Annotated in this window: 19 protein-coding genes; 16 read left to right on the top strand and 3 right to left on the bottom strand. The window is 59.4% G+C overall.

Annotation, left to right across the window (positions count from 1 at the left end):
* The first annotated feature begins 201 nt into the window (after positions 1-201).
* The 8 genes from ACA054_RS10885 (at position 202) to ACA054_RS10920 (ending at position 7688) form a co-directional block, all read left to right on the top strand.
* Positions 202-633: a hypothetical protein gene (locus ACA054_RS10885; RefSeq protein WP_497689383.1), complete on the top strand. Its 432-nt coding sequence runs from the start codon at positions 202-204 to the stop codon at positions 631-633.
* A gap of 142 nt (positions 634-775) precedes the next feature.
* Positions 776-1732: a sugar ABC transporter substrate-binding protein gene (locus tag ACA054_RS10890; RefSeq protein ID WP_497689384.1), complete on the top strand. Its 957-nt coding sequence runs from the start codon at positions 776-778 to the stop codon at positions 1730-1732.
* A 54-nt stretch (positions 1733-1786) separates the two neighbouring features.
* Positions 1787-3340 carry a sugar ABC transporter ATP-binding protein gene (locus ACA054_RS10895; RefSeq protein ID WP_497689385.1) on the top strand — a complete coding sequence of 518 codons (1554 nt, stop codon included), beginning with the start codon at positions 1787-1789 and terminating at the stop codon, positions 3338-3340.
* Positions 3337-4314: an ABC transporter permease gene (locus tag ACA054_RS10900; protein ID WP_497689386.1), complete on the top strand. Its 978-nt coding sequence runs from the start codon at positions 3337-3339 to the stop codon at positions 4312-4314. The genes ACA054_RS10895 and ACA054_RS10900 overlap by 4 nt, the downstream gene beginning before the upstream one ends.
* A 3-nt stretch (positions 4315-4317) precedes the next feature.
* The gene (locus ACA054_RS10905; RefSeq protein ID WP_497689387.1) at positions 4318-5337 is read left to right on the top strand and encodes a LacI family DNA-binding transcriptional regulator; all 1020 of its coding nucleotides are present in this window, start codon (positions 4318-4320) and stop codon (positions 5335-5337) included.
* Between the two features lie 76 nt (positions 5338-5413).
* Positions 5414-6331: a ribokinase gene (gene rbsK, locus ACA054_RS10910; protein WP_497689388.1), complete on the top strand. Its 918-nt coding sequence runs from the start codon at positions 5414-5416 to the stop codon at positions 6329-6331.
* Positions 6328-6732: a D-ribose pyranase gene (gene rbsD / locus ACA054_RS10915; RefSeq protein ID WP_497689389.1), complete on the top strand. Its 405-nt coding sequence runs from the start codon at positions 6328-6330 to the stop codon at positions 6730-6732. The genes rbsK and rbsD overlap by 4 nt, the downstream gene beginning before the upstream one ends.
* A complete protein-coding gene (locus ACA054_RS10920; RefSeq protein WP_497690280.1) occupies positions 6732-7688 on the top strand; it encodes a nucleoside hydrolase in 957 nt (318 codons plus the stop codon). The genes rbsD and ACA054_RS10920 overlap by 1 nt, the downstream gene beginning before the upstream one ends.
* A 165-nt stretch (positions 7689-7853) precedes the next feature.
* On the opposite strand, the gene ACA054_RS10925 is transcribed toward ACA054_RS10920, so the two are convergent.
* Complete coding sequence (locus ACA054_RS10925) at positions 7854-8048, bottom strand: hypothetical protein (RefSeq protein ID WP_497639015.1); 195 nt, start codon at positions 8046-8048, stop codon at positions 7854-7856.
* 134 nt (positions 8049-8182) lie between these two features.
* On the opposite strand from ACA054_RS10925, the gene ACA054_RS10930 reads away from it, so the two are divergent.
* Together ACA054_RS10930 and ACA054_RS10935 are read left to right on the top strand one after the other, a co-directional pair.
* Positions 8183-8488, top strand: a complete 306-nt coding sequence (locus ACA054_RS10930) for a hypothetical protein (RefSeq protein ID WP_497639909.1) — start codon at positions 8183-8185, stop codon at positions 8486-8488.
* 166 nt (positions 8489-8654) lie between these two features.
* Complete coding sequence (locus tag ACA054_RS10935) at positions 8655-8972, top strand: I78 family peptidase inhibitor (RefSeq protein WP_497639016.1); 318 nt, start codon at positions 8655-8657, stop codon at positions 8970-8972.
* A 71-nt stretch (positions 8973-9043) separates the two neighbouring features.
* Here the strand turns inward: ACA054_RS10935 and ACA054_RS10940 are convergent, their stop codons facing one another.
* Positions 9044-9256, bottom strand: a complete 213-nt coding sequence (locus tag ACA054_RS10940; protein ID WP_003179963.1) for a cold-shock protein — start codon at positions 9254-9256, stop codon at positions 9044-9046.
* Positions 9257-9548: 292 nt separating this feature from the next.
* A complete protein-coding gene (locus ACA054_RS10945; protein WP_497689390.1) occupies positions 9549-9851 on the bottom strand; it encodes a hypothetical protein in 303 nt (100 codons plus the stop codon).
* Between the two features lie 373 nt (positions 9852-10224).
* Here ACA054_RS10945 and thrS point away from each other — a divergent pair, with 373 nt between their 5' ends.
* The 6 genes from thrS (at position 10225) to pheT (ending at position 16872) form a co-directional block, all read left to right on the top strand.
* Entirely contained in the window at positions 10225-12147 is a 1923-nt protein-coding gene (gene thrS / locus ACA054_RS10950; protein WP_497689391.1) for a threonine--tRNA ligase, read from the top strand.
* Positions 12147-12698 (top strand): translation initiation factor IF-3, encoded by a 552-nt coding sequence (gene infC / locus ACA054_RS10955; RefSeq protein ID WP_176469887.1) that lies wholly within the window; start codon positions 12147-12149, stop codon positions 12696-12698. The genes thrS and infC overlap by 1 nt, the downstream gene beginning before the upstream one ends.
* Before the next feature lie 60 nt (positions 12699-12758).
* Positions 12759-12953, top strand: coding sequence for a 50S ribosomal protein L35 (rpmI, locus tag ACA054_RS10960; RefSeq protein WP_002553160.1), 195 nt, complete (start codon positions 12759-12761; stop codon positions 12951-12953).
* Between the two features lie 28 nt (positions 12954-12981).
* The gene (gene rplT, locus ACA054_RS10965; RefSeq protein ID WP_007905879.1) at positions 12982-13338 is read left to right on the top strand and encodes a 50S ribosomal protein L20; all 357 of its coding nucleotides are present in this window, start codon (positions 12982-12984) and stop codon (positions 13336-13338) included.
* A 109-nt stretch (positions 13339-13447) separates the two neighbouring features.
* Complete coding sequence (pheS, locus tag ACA054_RS10970) at positions 13448-14464, top strand: phenylalanine--tRNA ligase subunit alpha (protein ID WP_007905876.1); 1017 nt, start codon at positions 13448-13450, stop codon at positions 14462-14464.
* Between the two features lie 26 nt (positions 14465-14490).
* Complete coding sequence (gene pheT, locus ACA054_RS10975; protein ID WP_497689392.1) at positions 14491-16872, top strand: phenylalanine--tRNA ligase subunit beta; 2382 nt, start codon at positions 14491-14493, stop codon at positions 16870-16872.
* The last annotated feature ends 3 nt before the right edge of the window (positions 16873-16875 follow it).

A 16875-nucleotide genomic window follows, 5' to 3' on the forward strand; every position in this document is an offset into this window, starting at 1 on the left:
AAGTGTTTAAACTATTGATTTGTTTAACTATTTAAACGATGTGTTGAACATCGATCATCTTGTTTCGTCCGGCTTTCCGACTGTCCGAGGATTTTTCATTCGGCTTTCCGAAAGGATTACGACTCCCATTTAAATATCGACATTAAAGAAACCTGCTGGCAGGTCGATGCTTCAGTGAAGAATCATCTACAGGGAGTTCACATGTCGTTGACAGTCAGTTTGAACAATTCAGCGGTTATCAATATCGGTGGGAAACCCGCGGCAGCAGTGGACACCTCTAGCGAGGCGACATCTGCAACCTCGGCGCAACCGCTAGTGCAGGGTGAAAAGTCTGTCCGTATGGGACAGGGCCCGCAAGCAGGTGAAAAAGCCGAAAGCGCTGGCAGCCAGCAAAGCATTACGGTGCAAATGCTGCTCAAGCGCATGCAGGAACTGCAAGAGCAACTGCGCGAGCAGCAGCAACAATTAGCCGCCACCCAGGCCGCATCTTTTCAGTCTGAAGAGGCCAAGGCCACGGCTGTGATGTCTTTCCAGGCACAGATTGCCGATACCTCAGCGGCATTGATGCAGGTGGCCGCCAGCCTGGCGAAGGAGTTGACGGGTTCCGGCAGTATTGTCAGCACCACGGCGTGATCAGGCGCAACCTGCGAACGGGGTATGACGGTCGTTGACAAATTGCGGCAAGATTCGCATAGTCAAGGTTCGCAAACGTTTGCGAGGCCTCTTGTTGCCGCCGCGACGTTGCTCACAATAATCATAAGATCGGAGTGAATTCATGAAGCTGCCATTCGCTGGACGTCTTCTTGCTGTCGCAATACTGGCTGGCCCAACCGCCGCGCTGCCTGTTTCTTCGGCGTTCGCCCAGACGCCTGAAAAGCCTAAAGTCGCGCTGGTGATGAAATCCTTGGCCAACGAATTCTTCCTGACCATGGAAGATGGCGCCAAGGCCTACCAGAAAGACCACTCCGGCGAGTTCGAGCTTATCTCCAACGGCATCAAGGACGAAACCGACACCGCCAACCAGATCCGCATCGTCGAGCAAATGATTGTTTCCAAGGTCAATGCGCTGGTGATCGCGCCGGCTGATTCCAAGGCCATGGTGCCGGTGATCAAAAAAGCCGTCGACGCCGGCATCACCGTGATCAACATCGACAATCAGCTGGACCCGGCCGTGGTCAAGAGCAAGAACATCAGCGTGCCGTTCGTAGGCCCGGATAACCGCAAGGGCGCGCGCCTGGTGGGTGAGTACCTGGCCAAGCAGCTCAAGGCCGGTGATGAAGTCGGCATCATCGAAGGGGTCTCCACCACCACCAATGCCCAGGCGCGCACCGCAGGCTTCAAGGATGCGATGGAAGCCGCGCAGATCAAGGTCGTGTCCGTGCAATCGGGCGACTGGGAAATCAACAAGGGCAACCAGGTGGCCTCCTCGATGCTCAGCGAATACCCGAACATCAAGGCCCTGCTGGCCGGCAACGACAGCATGGCGGTTGGCGCGGTGTCTGCCGTACGTGCCGCGGGCAAGGCCGGTCAGGTCCAGGTGGTCGGTTACGACAACATCAATGCCATCAAGCCGATGCTCAAGGATGGTCGAGTATTGGCGACAGCCGATCAGTTCGCGGCCAAACAAGCGGTATTCGGCATCGAGACCGCGTTGAAAATCATCAAGGGCGAAAAAGTCGACAGCGGCACCAACGGCGTGATCGAAACTCCGGTAGAGCTGGTTACACAGTAATTTTCCGGCGACACAATGACGCTCGCCCGTCCCGGCGAGCGCATGGAGAGTTTTATGTCTGTTAGCGCCCCGCACGCTGTCCTCTCGGTCAGCGGCATTGGCAAGACCTACGCCCAGCCGGTCCTGGCCGGCATCAACCTCACGCTCATGCGCGGTGAGGTGCTGGCACTGACCGGCGAGAATGGCGCCGGCAAAAGTACGCTGTCGAAGATCATCGGCGGGCTGGTCACACCGACCACCGGCCAGATGCAGTTTCAGGGGCAGGATTACCGCCCGGGCAGCCGCACCCAGGCCGAAGACCTGGGGATCCGCATGGTCATGCAGGAGCTCAATCTGTTGCCGACCCTGTCGGTGGCGGAAAACCTGTTTCTGCACAAGCTGCCCAGCACCGCTGGCTGGATCAACCGCAAGCAACTGCGCAAGGCTGCGATCGAGGCCATGGCTCAGGTCGGGCTCGACGCGATCGACCCGGACACGCTGGTGGGCGAGCTGGGCATCGGCCATCAGCAGATGGTCGAGATCGCGCGCAACCTGATCGGTGATTGCCATGTGCTGATCCTCGACGAGCCGACCGCGATGCTAACCGCCCGTGAAGTCGAAATGCTCTTCGAGCAGATCACGCGCCTGCAGGCCCGTGGCGTGTCGATCATCTATATTTCCCATCGCCTCGAAGAACTGGCACGGGTGGCCCAGCGCATTGCGGTTCTGCGTGACGGCAACCTGGTGTGTGTCGAGCCGATGGCCAACTACAACAGTGAGCAACTGGTCACGCTGATGGTTGGGCGCGAACTGGGTGAGCACATCGACATGGGGCCGCGCGACATCGGCGCGGCGGCGTTGACGGTCAAGGGCCTGACCCGAGCCGACAAGGTGCGTGATGTGTCCTTCGAAGTGCGGGCTGGCGAGATCTTCGGCATTTCCGGATTGATCGGGGCAGGGCGCACCGAATTGCTGCGGTTGATCTTCGGCGCCGACACCGCGGACAGCGGCACGGTGGCGCTGGGATCACCGGCGCAGGTCGTGAGTATCCGTTCGCCGGTGGACGCGGTCGGGCATGGCATCGCCCTGATCACCGAAGACCGCAAGGGCGAAGGCCTGCTGCTGACGCAATCGATCAGCGCGAACATTGCGCTGGGTAACATGCCCGTTATTTCCAGCGGTGGCCTGGTCAACCCTGGCGATGAGGCGGGGCTGGCCCAGCGGCAGATCGATGCCATGCGCATCCGCAGTTCCGGTCCGGCGCAGCTGGTGTCCGAGTTGTCCGGTGGCAACCAGCAGAAAGTGGTCATCGGTCGCTGGCTGGAGCGTGATTGCTCGGTGCTGCTGTTCGACGAGCCGACCCGGGGTATCGATGTCGGCGCCAAGTTCGACATTTACGCGCTGCTCGGCGAGCTGACCCGCCAGGGCAAGGCGTTGGTGGTGGTGTCCAGCGACCTGCGCGAATTGATGTTGATCTGTGACCGCATCGGCGTGCTCTCGGCGGGGCGTCTGATCGACACCTTCGAGCGCGACAGCTGGACCCAGGATGATTTGCTTGCCGCCGCGTTCGCCGGCTACCAAAAACGTGATGCGCTGCTCAACGAAGCGGCGCCTAGGGATCTTCAATGAAAACCGCATCTTCGGCCGGCCAACGCAGCGGCAATTTCTACGGGCTGGGCACTTATCTGGGGCTGGCTGGTGCCTTGCTGGCCATGGTCGTGCTGTTCTCGGTGCTGAGCAGTCATTTCCTCTCCTACAACACCTTCAGCACCCTGGCCAACCAGATTCCGGACTTGATGGTGCTGGCGGTCGGGATGACTTTCGTGCTGATCATCGGCGGCATCGATCTGTCGGTGGGTTCGGTGCTGGCGCTGGCCGCGTCGACGGTCAGCGTGGCGATTCTCGGCTGGGGCTGGAGCGTGCTGCCCGCGGCATTGCTCGGCATGGCGGCTGCCGCGCTGGCGGGGACCGTCACCGGTTCGATCACCGTGGCCTGGCGGATTCCATCCTTCATCGTGTCCCTGGGCGTGCTGGAAATGGCCCGCGGCGTGGCGTACCAGATGACCGGTTCACGCACGGCCTACATCGGTGATGCTTTTGCCTGGTTGTCCAATCCGATCGCCTTCGGGATTTCGCCGTCGTTCATCATTGCCTTGCTGATCATTTTCATCGCCCAGGCCGTGTTGACCCGTACCGTGTTCGGCCGTTACCTGATCGGCATCGGCACCAACGAGGAAGCGGTGCGCCTGGCGGGGATCAATCCCAAACCCTACAAGATCCTGGTGTTCAGCCTGATGGGGTTGCTGGCCGGTGTGGCGGCGTTGTTCCAGATTTCTCGCCTGGAAGCGGCGGACCCCAATGCCGGCTCCGGCCTGGAGCTGCAAGTGATCGCTGCGGTGGTGATTGGCGGTACCAGTCTGATGGGAGGGCGCGGCTCGGTCATCAGCACCTTCTTCGGCGTGCTGATCATTTCCGTACTGGCGGCCGGTCTGGCGCAGATTGGCGCCACCGAACCGACCAAACGCATCATCACCGGCGCCGTGATCGTGGTGGCGGTGGTGCTTGATACTTATCGCAGTCAGCGCGCAAGCCGGCGGACCTGAGTCATGGCAACGATCAAGGATGTAGCAGCACTGGCGGGGATTTCCTACACCACGGTTTCCCACGTGGTCAACAAGACCCGGCCGGTCAGTGAAGAAGTGCGGGTCAAGGTCGAGGCGGCGATCAAGACCCTCGACTACGTGCCCAGTGCCGTGGCCCGGTCCCTCAAGGCCAAGACCACGGCAACCATCGGCCTGCTGGTGCCCAACAGCCTCAACCCGTACTTCGCCGAATTGGCGCGGGGCATCGAGGATTACTGTGAGCGCAATGGCTATTGCGTGATCCTGTGCAATTCGGACGACAACCCGGACAAGCAGCGCAGCTACCTGCGGGTGCTGCTGGAGAAGCGCATCGACGGGCTGATCGTCGCCTCGGCCGGTGGTGACAGCGGGCTGGCCCTGGGCCTGGCGGGCGTGCGCACGCCGATGGTGATCGTCGACCGCGGGCTCGAAGGCGTCGACGCGGACCTGGTGCGCATCGATCACGAGTACGGCGCCTACCTGGCGACCCGGCATCTGCTGGAGTTGGGGCATCGGGATATCGCCACCATCAGCGGGCCGGCGACCACCAGCGTGGCGCAGATGCGTTTGGCCGGGTTTTGCCGGGCCCTTGAAGAGGCGGGCATCAGTGTTGCGCGCGGGCGCATGCTGGAAAGCGATTTCACCAGCACCGGTGGTTACAGCGCCGCCGCCAAGCTGCTGGAAAAGAATCCGCCCAGCGCGATTTTTGCCGCCAACGACATGATCGGCATCGGCGTGCTGCGTGCCGCCGCCGAACGCAATATCCGCGTGCCGACGGATCTGTCGGTGATCGGCTTCGACGACATCCAGATGAGTCGCTATGTCTATCCGGCATTGACCACCGTGGGGCAGTCGATCCTGCAACTGGGCGAAATGGCGGCCGAGGTGCTGCTGCGCCGGATTGCCACGCCGGACCTGGCGACCGAACAACGGATCGTCACCCCCAGCATCGTCATGCGCGAATCGACCGCGCCGCTGGCTGGGGTGTTTGCCCAATTTCGTTAAACAAAAAGCATCGTTAAACAAAAAGCATCGCTAAACCAAAAGCACCGCTGAAACCGTCTTGATGAGTAGCAATGTAATGTCAGCAAAAGTAGTGGTAGTCGGCAGCTTGAACATGGACCTGGTGACCCGGGCGCCGCGCTTGCCCCGTGGTGGAGAAACCCTGATCGGCCAGTCGTTTGCGACAGTCTGTGGCGGCAAGGGCGCGAACCAGGCCGTGGCGGCCGCGCGCCTCGGTGCGCAGGTGTCGATGGTGGGCTGCGTGGGCAGCGATGCCTACGGGCAGGTGTTGCGCCAGGCGTTGCTGGACGAGGGCATCGATTGTCGGGCGGTCAGCGCCGTGGAGGGTACCAGTGGCGTGGCGTTGATCGTGGTCGACGACAACAGCCAGAACGCCATCGTGATTGTCGCCGGGGCCAACGGTGCACTGACCCCGGCGGTGCTCGGCTGTTTCGATGCGGTATTGCAGGAGGCGGATGTGATCATCTGTCAGCTGGAAATGCCGGACGCCACGGTCGGTCATGCACTCAAGCGCGGCCGTGAGCTGGGCAAGATCGTGATCCTCAACCCCGCGCCGGCCAGTCGACCGCTGCCGGCGGATTGGTACGCGTCCATCGACTACCTGATCCCCAACGAAAGTGAAGCAGCAAAGCTCAGCGGTTTGCCGGTGGACTCTCTGCAAACGGCACAGATCGCCGCCACTCGACTGATCGAGATGGGGGCGGGCAAGGTGATCATCACCCTCGGCGCCCAGGGATCGTTGTTTGCCGATGGCAAAGGTTTTGAACATTTCCCGGCGCCGAGCGTCAAGGCGCTCGACACCACGGCGGCCGGCGATACCTTCGTTGGCGGTTTCGCTGCAGCGCTGGGGGGTGGTGAAAGCGAAGCTCAAGCGATACGTTTCGGCCAGGTTGCCGCGGCGTTGTCGGTCACCCGGGCTGGCGCGCAACCCTCGATTCCCTCCTTGGCCGATGTGCAGGCGTTTAAAACACCATGAAAAAGACCCCTTTGCTCAATGTCGCGCTGTCGCGGCTGATTGCCTCCCTGGGACATGGCGACAAGGTGGTGATCGGCGATGCAGGGCTGCCGGTGCCGCCAGGTGTCGAACTGATCGACCTGGCCCTGACGCAGGGCATTCCGGATTTCATCAGTACCCTGAACGTCGTGCTCAGCGAAATGCAGGTCGAAAGCCATGTGCTGGCGCAGGAGATCCTCGAAAGGCAGCCACCGGCATTGGCGGCCCTGGACGCGCTCGATGCCGAGGGTGCCCTGGGGCGGCGCGAACTGCTCAGTCATGAGCAGTTCAAGGTTCTCAGTCGACAGGCGCGGGCGATCGTGCGGACCGGCGAATGTCAGCCTTACTGCAACATTGTGCTGGTGGCCGGGGTAACGTTCTGATGGGCGCCCAGTCGTCACAACCGATTGAATTGATCATCGATACCGATCCTGGTGCCGACGACGTGATTGCCTTGCTGTTTGCCCTGGCGTCGCCGCAAGAATTGAACGTGCGCGCATTGACCACCGTCGCCGGCAACGTGCGCCTGGACAAAACCTCGCGCAATGCACGGCTTGCCCTCGAGTGGGCCGGGCGCGAAGAGGTGCCGGTGTACGCCGGGGCGCCGAAGCCGCTGATGCGCACGCCCATCTATGCCGAGCACGTCCACGGCGAGGAAGGTTTGCCGGGTGTCGCGGTGCATGAGCCGAAGAAGGGGCTGGCCAGGGGCAGTGCGATCGACTTCCTGATCGACACGCTGCTGTCCGCCGGGCCCCATAGCATCACCATCGCCATGCTGGGGCCACAGACCAACCTTGCCCTGGCGCTGATGCGCGAGCCGCAAATCGTTCGGGGCATCAAGGAGGTGGTGATCATGGGCGGTGCGCACTTCAATTGCGGCAACATTACGCCGGTGGCGGAATTCAACCTGTTCGCCGATCCGCACGCTGCCGAGGTGGTGCTCAAGAGTGGCGCGAATCTGGTCTACCTGCCGCTGGACGTGACCCACAAGATCCTCACCAGTGACGCGCGCCTCGAGCAGATCGCGGCGTTGAACAACAATGCCGGCAAGCTGGTGGGCGATATCCTGCAAGAGTGCATCGGCGGTGATATGGCGCGCTACGGCATTCCCGGTGGCCCGGTGCATGACGCCACGGTCATCGCCTACCTGCTCAAGCCGACGCTGTTCAGTGGACGCTCGGTCAATGTGGTGGTCGACAGTCGCGAAGGTCCGACGTTTGGCCAGACCATCGTCGACTGGTATGACTGTCTCAAGGCGCCGAAGAACGCCTTCTGGGTTGAAAGCGGTGACGCCCAGGGGTTCTTCGATCTGTTGACCGAGCGCCTGGCGCGTCTGTAGGAGCAATGCTTGCTCGCGATGGTCGTGAACGATAACGCGCCCTGTCTGAATGATCGCGTCGTTCGTACCTCCATCGCGAGCAAGCATTGCTCCTACGGGAAACGAGTACATCCGCGAAATCAGGCTGCCTTCACGCCTAGAGGCTTCCCCTCGCCATAGAATCTCTCATTGCGAATGCCCGGCACGCGAGTGTTTTTCGAAGATCTGGTCGATGAAAGAGCGTGCCGCTTCGGTGCCCAGATCCTTGACCAGCAGGTCAATGCCGATGATTGCCAGCTCTTCCGGGCTGCCAGGGCTGTAAGAAATATGGCCATCTGGCCACTTGATCTTGATGTCGGCGTCGATGCTCACGGTGGTCATGTCAGGGCTCTGGGTTTTAGGGAAAATTGTGAGTGTCGAGTTAATCACTTTACGGCGCTTTTGGCACTGCGACTTAGGCATGAGCGCAGGGCTATGCGACACTTGGTCTTTGATGGCTATTCAAGGACCGCGCTGTGCAGATCGATTTGAACACTCCTGACGGCTTGACCCTTGAAGCGGTGCGTCAGTTGTTGGCTGCAGCCAGCGACGATGAACACACGCAATTACGGGTGACCAAGGGCGGCATCGCCTATATTTCATCGGGGGTCGTGGGTGGCACCGATATCGACGGCTTGCTGTTTCGCCTGGAAACCTGGGCGAAGGGTTCCGGTTATGTCGGGCGGGTGGCGGCCAGTGACGAAGTCTGGGTCATGCAGATCTACAATGCATTGAAGCAGAACTGGCCAAGACCGGCCTTTGACTACATCGACGTTTACTGAGTACCGTTCATATTCAGTCATGATTGTAGGATGAGGGCAGGGCGCTACTCAGGCAAACTTGCCGTTTGTCCGTTGTGAAGGGCGAGGTGCCAGGGTTCCCCTTGAAACCAAACGCCGGATTGACGGTCGCAAGAATTCAGCTAAATCATCGAAATAAGGAGGCGTCATGCCTTGGAAGCTCGCGTCATTGGGTACTGTGCTGGCTGCTGCCATGCTGGCCGGTTGCAGCACGGCCACCACCGAGCCGACTGACCCAGCCACTACCACTGAGTCAGGTCATAGCCGTTGCGAGGCCAAAGCGGCCGAATTCACCATCGGCAAGCAGGCGTCGCCCCAGCTGCTGGAGCAGGCTCGCACGCGAGCAGGCGCGCAAAACGCACGGTTCCTGCAGCCGAACGACATGGTGACGCTGGAGTACCGCTCGGATCGCCTGAACCTCAACACCGATGCCAATCGGGTCGTCACCCGCGTCAACTGCGGCTGATCGATCAGGCTTTTGTGTCACCCATAAAAAACCCCGTCACATGGACGGGGTTTTTTTAGTGCGCCTGGAAATTACTCTGGGCGAACTTGAGCAGCTTGCATACCCTTTTGGCCTTTCTCAGCCACGAAGGAAACAGTCTGGCCTTCTTTCAGGCTTTTGAAACCGTCGCTTTCGATAGCTTTGAAGTGTACGAACAGGTCGTCACCGCCACCTTGAGGAGTGATGAAGCCGAAGCCTTTTTCATCGTTGAACCATTTAACGGTGCCGGTTTGGCGATTAGACATGGTGTATCTCCAAGAAACATATATTTTCAGTAGTACTGTGCTGCTCAGGCCAACTGGGCACACCCGAGTATCATAGTCGAAATGTTCGCTTTGGGAGCCCCCCACAGCGGTTGTTTGCCCTACAGTCGCACATTCTTTGTCCTCTGTTTGGGCTGTAAGCCCCGTATTTAAAGGCTTTCAGCCCAAAGTAAAGGTGAGAAAAAAACCTGTAAAACCTGGGTAATTTGTAGGAAAAAGCGTTTTTCAGGGGTTTTTCACCCGCCGAAAACGCTTTTACAGCGCGTTCATGGGCTTATTTTTTCGGCGGAGGGGCGGCCTTGCACTTGGCGATCTGGCCCAGGGCCTGTTGTTTCAGGGCATCGCTGGCCTGGTTGTCCATCAAGGACTGAATGTCCTTGGCTGGATACGATTTGATTGCGTCGGCTCCGCAGGCGCAGTGGGATTTTGCCGCGTTGGCGCCGATCTGTGGCGTGGCGGCCTGGGTGCACTGCGCCATGTACTTCTCGCGTTCACCCTTCGGCCATTCGGCGTGGGCGGCCAGCGGAAGCAGCAGGACGATGGGTGCGACTACAGCGAATAACCGATTCAGACGCATGCCGGGATGCTCCTTATGGGGAATGTCTTGTTATCTGAGGGGTAAAACGCGGTTCAAGTTCAGCACTCTGGCACAAAAACGCCAGAATCGCCTCGCCAGAAAGCCTCTACACCGTCACGACCGTTCATCTGTGCTAGCATGCCTGGCTCGGGCGTTCGCGGGCGCCGGTCGACCTTCAGTCCCGGCTGCGGCAGATGCCCGAATAACCCTGATTTGAATCCCAGTCACTCTGGTTCGATTTTCCGGTTGGCCGCAAGGCTCCTGCCGCTGTAAGGCAGGCGTTCGTCATTGAATGGCCTGGATCGGATCTTGTACTGGCTCATCCCAACCCACGTGACCTTTGGTAGGGGTCACCACTAGGAGAGGAGGCGCCATGCCAACTATTACTCTTCCCGACGGCAGTCAACGTTCATTCGATCACCCGGTTTCCGTAGCCGAGGTCGCTGCATCCATTGGTGCCGGCCTGGCCAAGGCCACTGTAGCGGGCAAGGTCGATGGCAAGCTGGTCGACGCCAGCGACACCATCAGCAGCGACGCCACGCTGCAAATCATCACGCCAAAGGATGAAGAGGGGCTGGAGATCATTCGCCACTCTTGCGCCCACCTGGTCGGTCACGCGGTCAAGCAGCTGTACCCGACGGCCAAGATGGTCATCGGTCCGGTCATCGACGAAGGCTTCTATTACGACATCGCCTTCGAGCGTCCTTTCACCCCGGACGACCTGGCCGCCATCGAACAGCGCATGCAGCAGCTGATCGAAAAAGATTACGACGTGATCAAGAAAGTCACTCCGCGCGCCGAAGTGATCGAAGTGTTCAAGGCTCGCGGCGAAGACTACAAGTTGCGCCTGGTCGAGGACATGCCGAACGAGCAGGCCATGGGCCTGTACTATCACGAAGAATACGTCGACATGTGCCGCGGTCCGCACGTGCCGAACACGCGTTTCCTGAAATCCTTCAAGCTGACCAAGTTGTCCGGCGCCTACTGGCGTGGCGATGCCAAAAACGAGCAATTGCAGCGCGTCTACGGCACCGCATGGGCCGACAAGAAACAGCTGGCGGCCTACATCCAGCGCATCGAAGAAGCCGAAAAGCGCGATCACCGCAAGATCGGCAAGCGTCTGGGCCTGTTCCACACCCAGGAAGAGTCGCCGGGCATGGTGTTCTGGCACCCGAACGGCTGGACCCTGTACCAGGTGCTCGAGCAGTACATGCGCAAGGTTCAGCGCGACAACGGTTACCTGGAGATCAAGACGCCTCAGGTCGTTGACCGCAGCCTGTGGGAGAAATCCGGGCATTGGGCCAACTACGCCGACAACATGTTCACCACCCAGTCGGAAAACCGCGACTACGCGATCAAGCCAATGAACTGCCCTTGCCACGTGCAGGTGTTCAACCAGGGCCTGAAAAGCTACCGCGAGCTGCCGATGCGCCTGGCCGAGTTCGGTGCCTGCCACCGTAACGAGCCATCGGGTGCACTGCACGGCATCATGCGCGTGCGCGCGTTCACTCAGGACGACGCCCACATCTTCTGCACCGAAGAGCAGATGCAGGCCGAATCCGCCGCGTTCATCAAGCTGACCATGGGCGTCTACGCAGATTTCGGCTTTAAAGACGTCGAGATGAAGCTGTCCACTCGTCCGGAAAAACGCGTGGGTTCCGACGAGCTGTGGGATCGCGCCGAAGCCGCCTTGGCTGCAGCCCTTGATAGTGCTGGCCTGCCGTACGATCTGCAGCCGGGTGAAGGAGCGTTCTACGGTCCGAAGATCGAATTCTCGCTGAAAGATTGCCTTGGCCGTGTCTGGCAGTGTGGTACCCTGCAGCTCGATTTTAACCTGCCTGTCCGTCTGGGTGCCGAATTCGTCTCCGAAGACAACAGCCGCAAGCATCCGGTGATGTTGCACCGGGCGATCCTGGGCTCCTTCGAACGTTTCGTCGGAATCCTGATCGAGCACTACGAGGGTGCATTCCCTGCGTGGCTGGCTCCGACCCAGGCAGTGATCATGAATATCACTGACAAGCAGGCAGATTTTGCCGCCGAAGTGGAAAAAACTCTCAACGAAAGCGGGTTTCGTGCCAAGTCTGACTTGAGAAATGAAAAGATCGGCTTTAAAATCCGCGAGCATACGTTGCTCAAGGTTCCTTATCTCTTGGTTATCGGAGATCGGGAAGTCGAGATGCAGACTGTCGCTGTGCGTACTCGTGAAGGTGCTGACCTGGGCTCGATGCCCGTCGCCCAGTTCGCTGAGTTTCTCGCGCAAGCGGTTTCCCGGCGTGGTCGCCCAGATTCGGAGTAATTACTATTAAGCGTGAAATGAGACAAGATAAACGAGCTGCACCGAAAGCCCCGATCAACGAGAATATCTCGGCACGCGAGGTTCGGTTAATTGGAGCTGAAGGTGAACAGCTTGGGATTGTGTCAATTGAAGACGCGCTTCTTAAGGCTGAAGAGGCCAAGCTGGATCTGGTGGAGATTTCCGCCGATGCAGTACCCCCTGTTTGCAAACTGATGGACTACGGCAAATCGATCTTCGAGAAGAAGAAGCAGGTTGCCGCGGCCAAGAAAAACCAGAAGCAGATTCAGGTTAAAGAAATCAAGTTTCGTCCAGGGACGGAGGAAGGGGATTACCAGGTAAAACTGCGCAACCTGGTACGTTTCCTGAGTGATGGGGACAGGGCCAAGGTATCCTTGCGATTCCGCGGCCGTGAGATGGCCCACCAGGAGCTGGGGATGGAACTGCTCAAGCGAGTTGAAGGTGACTTGCTGGAGTACGGTTCGGTCGAACAGCATCCTAAGATGGAAGGACGCCAGCTGATCATGGTCATCGCCCCGAAAAAGAAGAAGTAATCAACAGGGCACGGCAGGCCTTCTGATTATGTTTATCAACTGAATGCGGAGTATCCGAACATGCCAAAAATGAAGACCAAAAGTGGTGCTGCTAAGCGGTTTCTGAAAACTGCTAACGGTATCAAGCACAAGCACGCTTTCAAGAGCCACATCCTGACTAAAATGTCGACCAAGCGTAAGCGTCAACTGCGCGGTAGCAGCTTGCTGCATCCGTCTGACGTGGCAAAAGTCGAGCGCATGCTGCGCCTTCGTTAATTTTAGTCAAGAATAGAGGAAGTAACTCATGGCTCGTGTAAAGCGTGGCGTCATTGCCCGTAAACGTCACAAAAAAATTCTGAAACTTGCTAAAGGCTACTACGGCGCTCGCTCGCGCGTATTCCGTGTTGCCAAGCAAGCGGTAATCAAGGCAGGCCAATACGCCTACCGTGACCGTCGTCAGAAAAAACGTCAGTTCCGCGCTCTGTGGATCGCTCGTATCAACGCTGGTGCTCGTATCAACGGTCTGTCCTACAGCCGTTTCATCGCCGGCCTGAAAAAAGCGTCCATCGAGATCGACCGTAAGGTTCTGGCTGATCTGGCAGTGAACGAAAAAGCGGCGTTTGCTGCGATTGTCGAGAAAGCTAAAGCCACCTTGGCTTAAGTACCCCCGACAGTCACCCGGCCTCACCTCTGTGGGGCCAGGTGTTAAACGTCATAAATAGGGGAAGAGCCTTCAAGCTCTTCCCCTATTTTGTATCTGGAGTCTGTACATGGAAAACCTGGATGCGCTCGTCTCTCAAGCACTAGAGGCTGTGCAAAGCGCTGAAGATATCAATGCCCTGGAGCAAATCCGGGTTCACTACCTTGGCAAGAAGGGCGAATTGACTCAGGTGATGAAGACCCTGGGGAATTTGCCGGCAGAAGAGCGTCCGCAAGTCGGCGCCCTGATCAACGTTGCCAAGGAGCGTGTCACAGAGGTTCTCAATGCCCGCAAGGCACTGTTTGAAGAGGCCGACCTGGCCGCCAAACTGTCTGCCGAGTCCATTGACGTGACCCTGCCTGGCCGTGGCCAGACCTCGGGTGGCCTGCATCCGGTTACTCGCACTCTGGAACGTATCGAACAGTTCTTCACCCATATCGGCTACGGCATTGCCGAGGGCCCTGAGGTCGAAGACGACTACCACAACTTCGAAGCGCTCAACATACCAGGCCATCACCCGGCCCGGTCGATGCATGACACCTTCTATTTCAATGCCAACATGTTGCTGCGCACCCATACCTCGCCGGTACAGGTCCGCACCATGGAATCGAAACAACCGCCGATCCGCATCGTCTGCCCAGGCCGTGTGTACCGTAGCGACTCGGATATCACCCACTCGCCGATGTTCCACCAGGTCGAAGGCCTGCTGGTCGATCGCGACATCAATTTCGCCGACCTCAAAGGCACCATCGAAGAATTCCTGCGGGTGTTCTTCGAAAAAGAACTGGCCGTGCGTTTCCGTCCTTCCTACTTCCCGTTCACCGAGCCATCGGCCGAAGTCGACATGGAATGCGTGATGTGCAGCGGTAAAGGCTGCCGCGTCTGCAAGCAGACTGGCTGGCTGGAAGTGATGGGCTGCGGCATGGTTCACCCCAACGTGCTGCGCATGTCCGGGATCGATCCGGAAGAGTTTTCGGGCTTCGCCTTCGGCATGGGCGTCGAGCGTCTGGCCATGCTGCGTTACGGCGTGAACGACTTGCGTCTGTTCTTCGACAACGACTTGCGGTTCCTCGCGCAATTTCGCTAGTCGTAACGAATTCTTAGGAGAGCAGGATGAAATTCAGTGAACAATGGCTGCGTGGCTGGGTAAGCCCGCAGGTAAGTCGCGACGAGCTGGTTGCCCGTCTGTCGATGGCCGGTCTTGAGGTCGATAGCGTTACGCCGGCCGCCGGCGAATTCACCGGCGTGATCGTCGGCGAGGTGCTGAGCACCGAGCAGCACCCGGACGCCGACAAGCTGCGCGTGTGCCAGGTCAGCAATGGCTCGGAGACTTTCCAGGTGGTCTGCGGCGCGCCAAACGTGCGCCCGGGCCTGAAGATCCCGTTCGCCACCCTCGGTGCCGAGCTGCCGGGCGACTTCAAGATCAAGAAAGCCAAGCTGCGTGGCGTCGAGTCCAACGGCATGCTGTGCTCGCAAGCCGAGCTGCAAGTGGGCGAAGGCAACGATGGCCTGATGGAATTGCCGGCTGATGCGCCGGTAGGCCTGGACATTCGTGAATACCTGAGCCTGGACGACGCCAGCATCGAAGTCGACCTGACGCCAAACCGTGGTGACTGCCTGTCCCTGGCGGGCCTGGCCCGTGAAGTCGGTGCGCTGTACGCCACCGAAGTCACCCGCCCGGTCGTTGCTAGCGTGCCAGCCGTGCACGATGAAGTACGCTCGGTGGAAGTGCTGGCGCCAGCCGCCTGCCCGCGTTACCTGGGTCGCGTGATCCGTAACGTCGACCTGTCCAAGGCAACGCCGCTGTGGATGGTCGAGCGTCTGCGTCGTGCCGACGTTCGCAGCATCGACGCCGCTGTCGACATCACCAACTACGTGATGCTGGAACTGGGTCAACCGCTGCACGCCTTCGATCTCGCCGAAATCAATGGCGGCATCCGCGTGCGCATGGCCGAAGAAGGCGAGAAGCTGGTACTGCTCGACGGTCAGGAAGTCAGCCTGCGTAGCGATACGCTGGTGATCGCCGACCACACCCGTGCCCTGGCAATCGCCGGCGTCATGGGCGGCGAGCACAGCGGCGTCAACACCGCGACCACTCGCGATATCTTCCTGGAAAGCGCGTTCTTCGATCAGATCGCTGTCGCTGGCAAGGCCCGTTCCTATGGCCTGCACACCGACGCGTCGCACCGCTACGAGCGTGGCGTGGACTGGCAACTGGCCCGTGAAGCCATGGAGCGCGCCACTGGCCTGCTGCTGGAAATCACCGGTGGCGAAGCCGGCCCGATCATCGAAACCGTCAGCGAACAGCACCTGCCGAAGATTGCCCCGGTCACCCTGCGTGCTCAGCGCATCACCCAGATGCTGGGCATGGAAATGGATTCGGCCGAAGTCGAGCGCCTGCTCAACGCTTTGGGCCTGACCGTTTCTGCCGATGGGGCAGGGCAGTGGCGCGTAGAAGTGCCAAGCCATCGCTTCGATATCAGCCTGGAAGTCGACCTGATCGAAGAGCTGGCTCGCCTGTATGGCTACAACCGCCTGCCGGTTCGTTACCCGCAAGCGCGTCTGGCGCCGCAAGCCAAGGCTGAAGCCCGCAGCGACCTGCCTGAACTGCGTCGTCTGCTGGTCGCCCGTGGTTACCAGGAAGCGATCACCTACAGTTTCATCGATCCGAAACAGTTCGAGCTGTTCAATCCAGGTGTCGAGCCGTTGTTGCTGGCCAACCCGATCTCGAACGACATGGCTGCCATGCGCTCGTCGTTGTGGCCAGGCCTGGTCAAGGCGCTTCAGCACAACCTGAACCGTCAGCAGGATCGCGTTCGTCTGTTCGAAAGCGGCCTGCGCTTCGTCGGCCAGCTGGAAGGCCTGAAGCAAGAGCCGATGCTGGCCGGTCTCGTGTGCGGCAGCCGCCTGCCGGAAGGCTGGGCGCAGGGTCGCGATACGGTCGACTTCTTTGACGTCAAGGCTGACGTGGAAGCGGTGTTGGGCTTTGCCGGTGCGCTGGATGCCTTCAGTTTCGTGCCGGGCAAACACCCCGCGTTGCACCCAGGTCAAACCGCGCGCATCGAGCGTGAAGGTCGTCTGGTCGGTTTTATCGGCGCTATCCACCCTGAGTTGTCGAAAACCCTGGGGCTGGATCGTCCAGTCTTCGTTTTCGAGCTGGTCCTGGCGGAAGTGGCCTCGGGTAAAATGCCTAAATTCCACGAGTTGTCGCGCTTTCCTGAAGTGCGTCGTGACCTTGCACTGATTGCGCACAAAGACGTGGCGGCCGCGGCCGTACTGGACGTAATCCGTGAAAATGCAGGCGAATGGCTGACAGACCTCAGGCTATTTGACGTGTATCAGGGTAAAGGCATTGATCCTGATAGAAAAAGCCTCGCAGTTGGCTTGACCTGGCAGCATCCATCGCGCACTCTTAATGACGATGAGGTGAATTCCACGACGCAAAATATCCTCACCTCGCTCGAACAAAGGTTGGACGCCACGTTAAGGAAGTGACGT

The organism is Pseudomonas sp. LBUM1653 (assembly GCF_059716115.1).

Excerpts from the sequence above, each read along its gene's own strand:
- ACA054_RS10905 (WP_497689387.1), top strand. The coding sequence starts at position 4,318 with ATGGCAACGATCAAGGATGTAGCAGCACTGGCGGGGATTTCCTACACC.
- rbsK (WP_497689388.1), top strand. The coding sequence starts at position 5,414 with ATGTCAGCAAAAGTAGTGGTAGTCGGCAGCTTGAACATGGACCTGGTG.
- rbsD (WP_497689389.1), top strand. The coding sequence starts at position 6,328 with ATGAAAAAGACCCCTTTGCTCAATGTCGCGCTGTCGCGGCTGATTGCC.
- rpmI (WP_002553160.1), top strand. The coding sequence starts at position 12,759 with ATGCCAAAAATGAAGACCAAAAGTGGTGCTGCTAAGCGGTTTCTGAAA.
- pheT (WP_497689392.1), top strand. The coding sequence starts at position 14,491 with ATGAAATTCAGTGAACAATGGCTGCGTGGCTGGGTAAGCCCGCAGGTA.
- ACA054_RS10935 (WP_497639016.1), top strand. The coding sequence starts at position 8,655 with ATGCCTTGGAAGCTCGCGTCATTGGGTACTGTGCTGGCTGCTGCCATG.
- pheS (WP_007905876.1), top strand. The coding sequence starts at position 13,448 with ATGGAAAACCTGGATGCGCTCGTCTCTCAAGCACTAGAGGCTGTGCAA.
- ACA054_RS10945 (WP_497689390.1), bottom strand. The coding sequence starts at position 9,851 with ATGCGTCTGAATCGGTTATTCGCTGTAGTCGCACCCATCGTCCTGCTG.
- ACA054_RS10895 (WP_497689385.1), top strand. The coding sequence starts at position 1,787 with ATGTCTGTTAGCGCCCCGCACGCTGTCCTCTCGGTCAGCGGCATTGGC.
- ACA054_RS10885 (WP_497689383.1), top strand. The coding sequence starts at position 202 with ATGTCGTTGACAGTCAGTTTGAACAATTCAGCGGTTATCAATATCGGT.
- ACA054_RS10900 (WP_497689386.1), top strand. The coding sequence starts at position 3,337 with ATGAAAACCGCATCTTCGGCCGGCCAACGCAGCGGCAATTTCTACGGG.
- thrS (WP_497689391.1), top strand. The coding sequence starts at position 10,225 with ATGCCAACTATTACTCTTCCCGACGGCAGTCAACGTTCATTCGATCAC.
- ACA054_RS10940 (WP_003179963.1), bottom strand. The coding sequence starts at position 9,256 with ATGTCTAATCGCCAAACCGGCACCGTTAAATGGTTCAACGATGAAAAA.
- rplT (WP_007905879.1), top strand. The coding sequence starts at position 12,982 with ATGGCTCGTGTAAAGCGTGGCGTCATTGCCCGTAAACGTCACAAAAAA.
- ACA054_RS10920 (WP_497690280.1), top strand. The coding sequence starts at position 6,732 with ATGGGCGCCCAGTCGTCACAACCGATTGAATTGATCATCGATACCGAT.
- ACA054_RS10890 (WP_497689384.1), top strand. The coding sequence starts at position 776 with ATGAAGCTGCCATTCGCTGGACGTCTTCTTGCTGTCGCAATACTGGCT.
- ACA054_RS10925 (WP_497639015.1), bottom strand. The coding sequence starts at position 8,048 with ATGACCACCGTGAGCATCGACGCCGACATCAAGATCAAGTGGCCAGAT.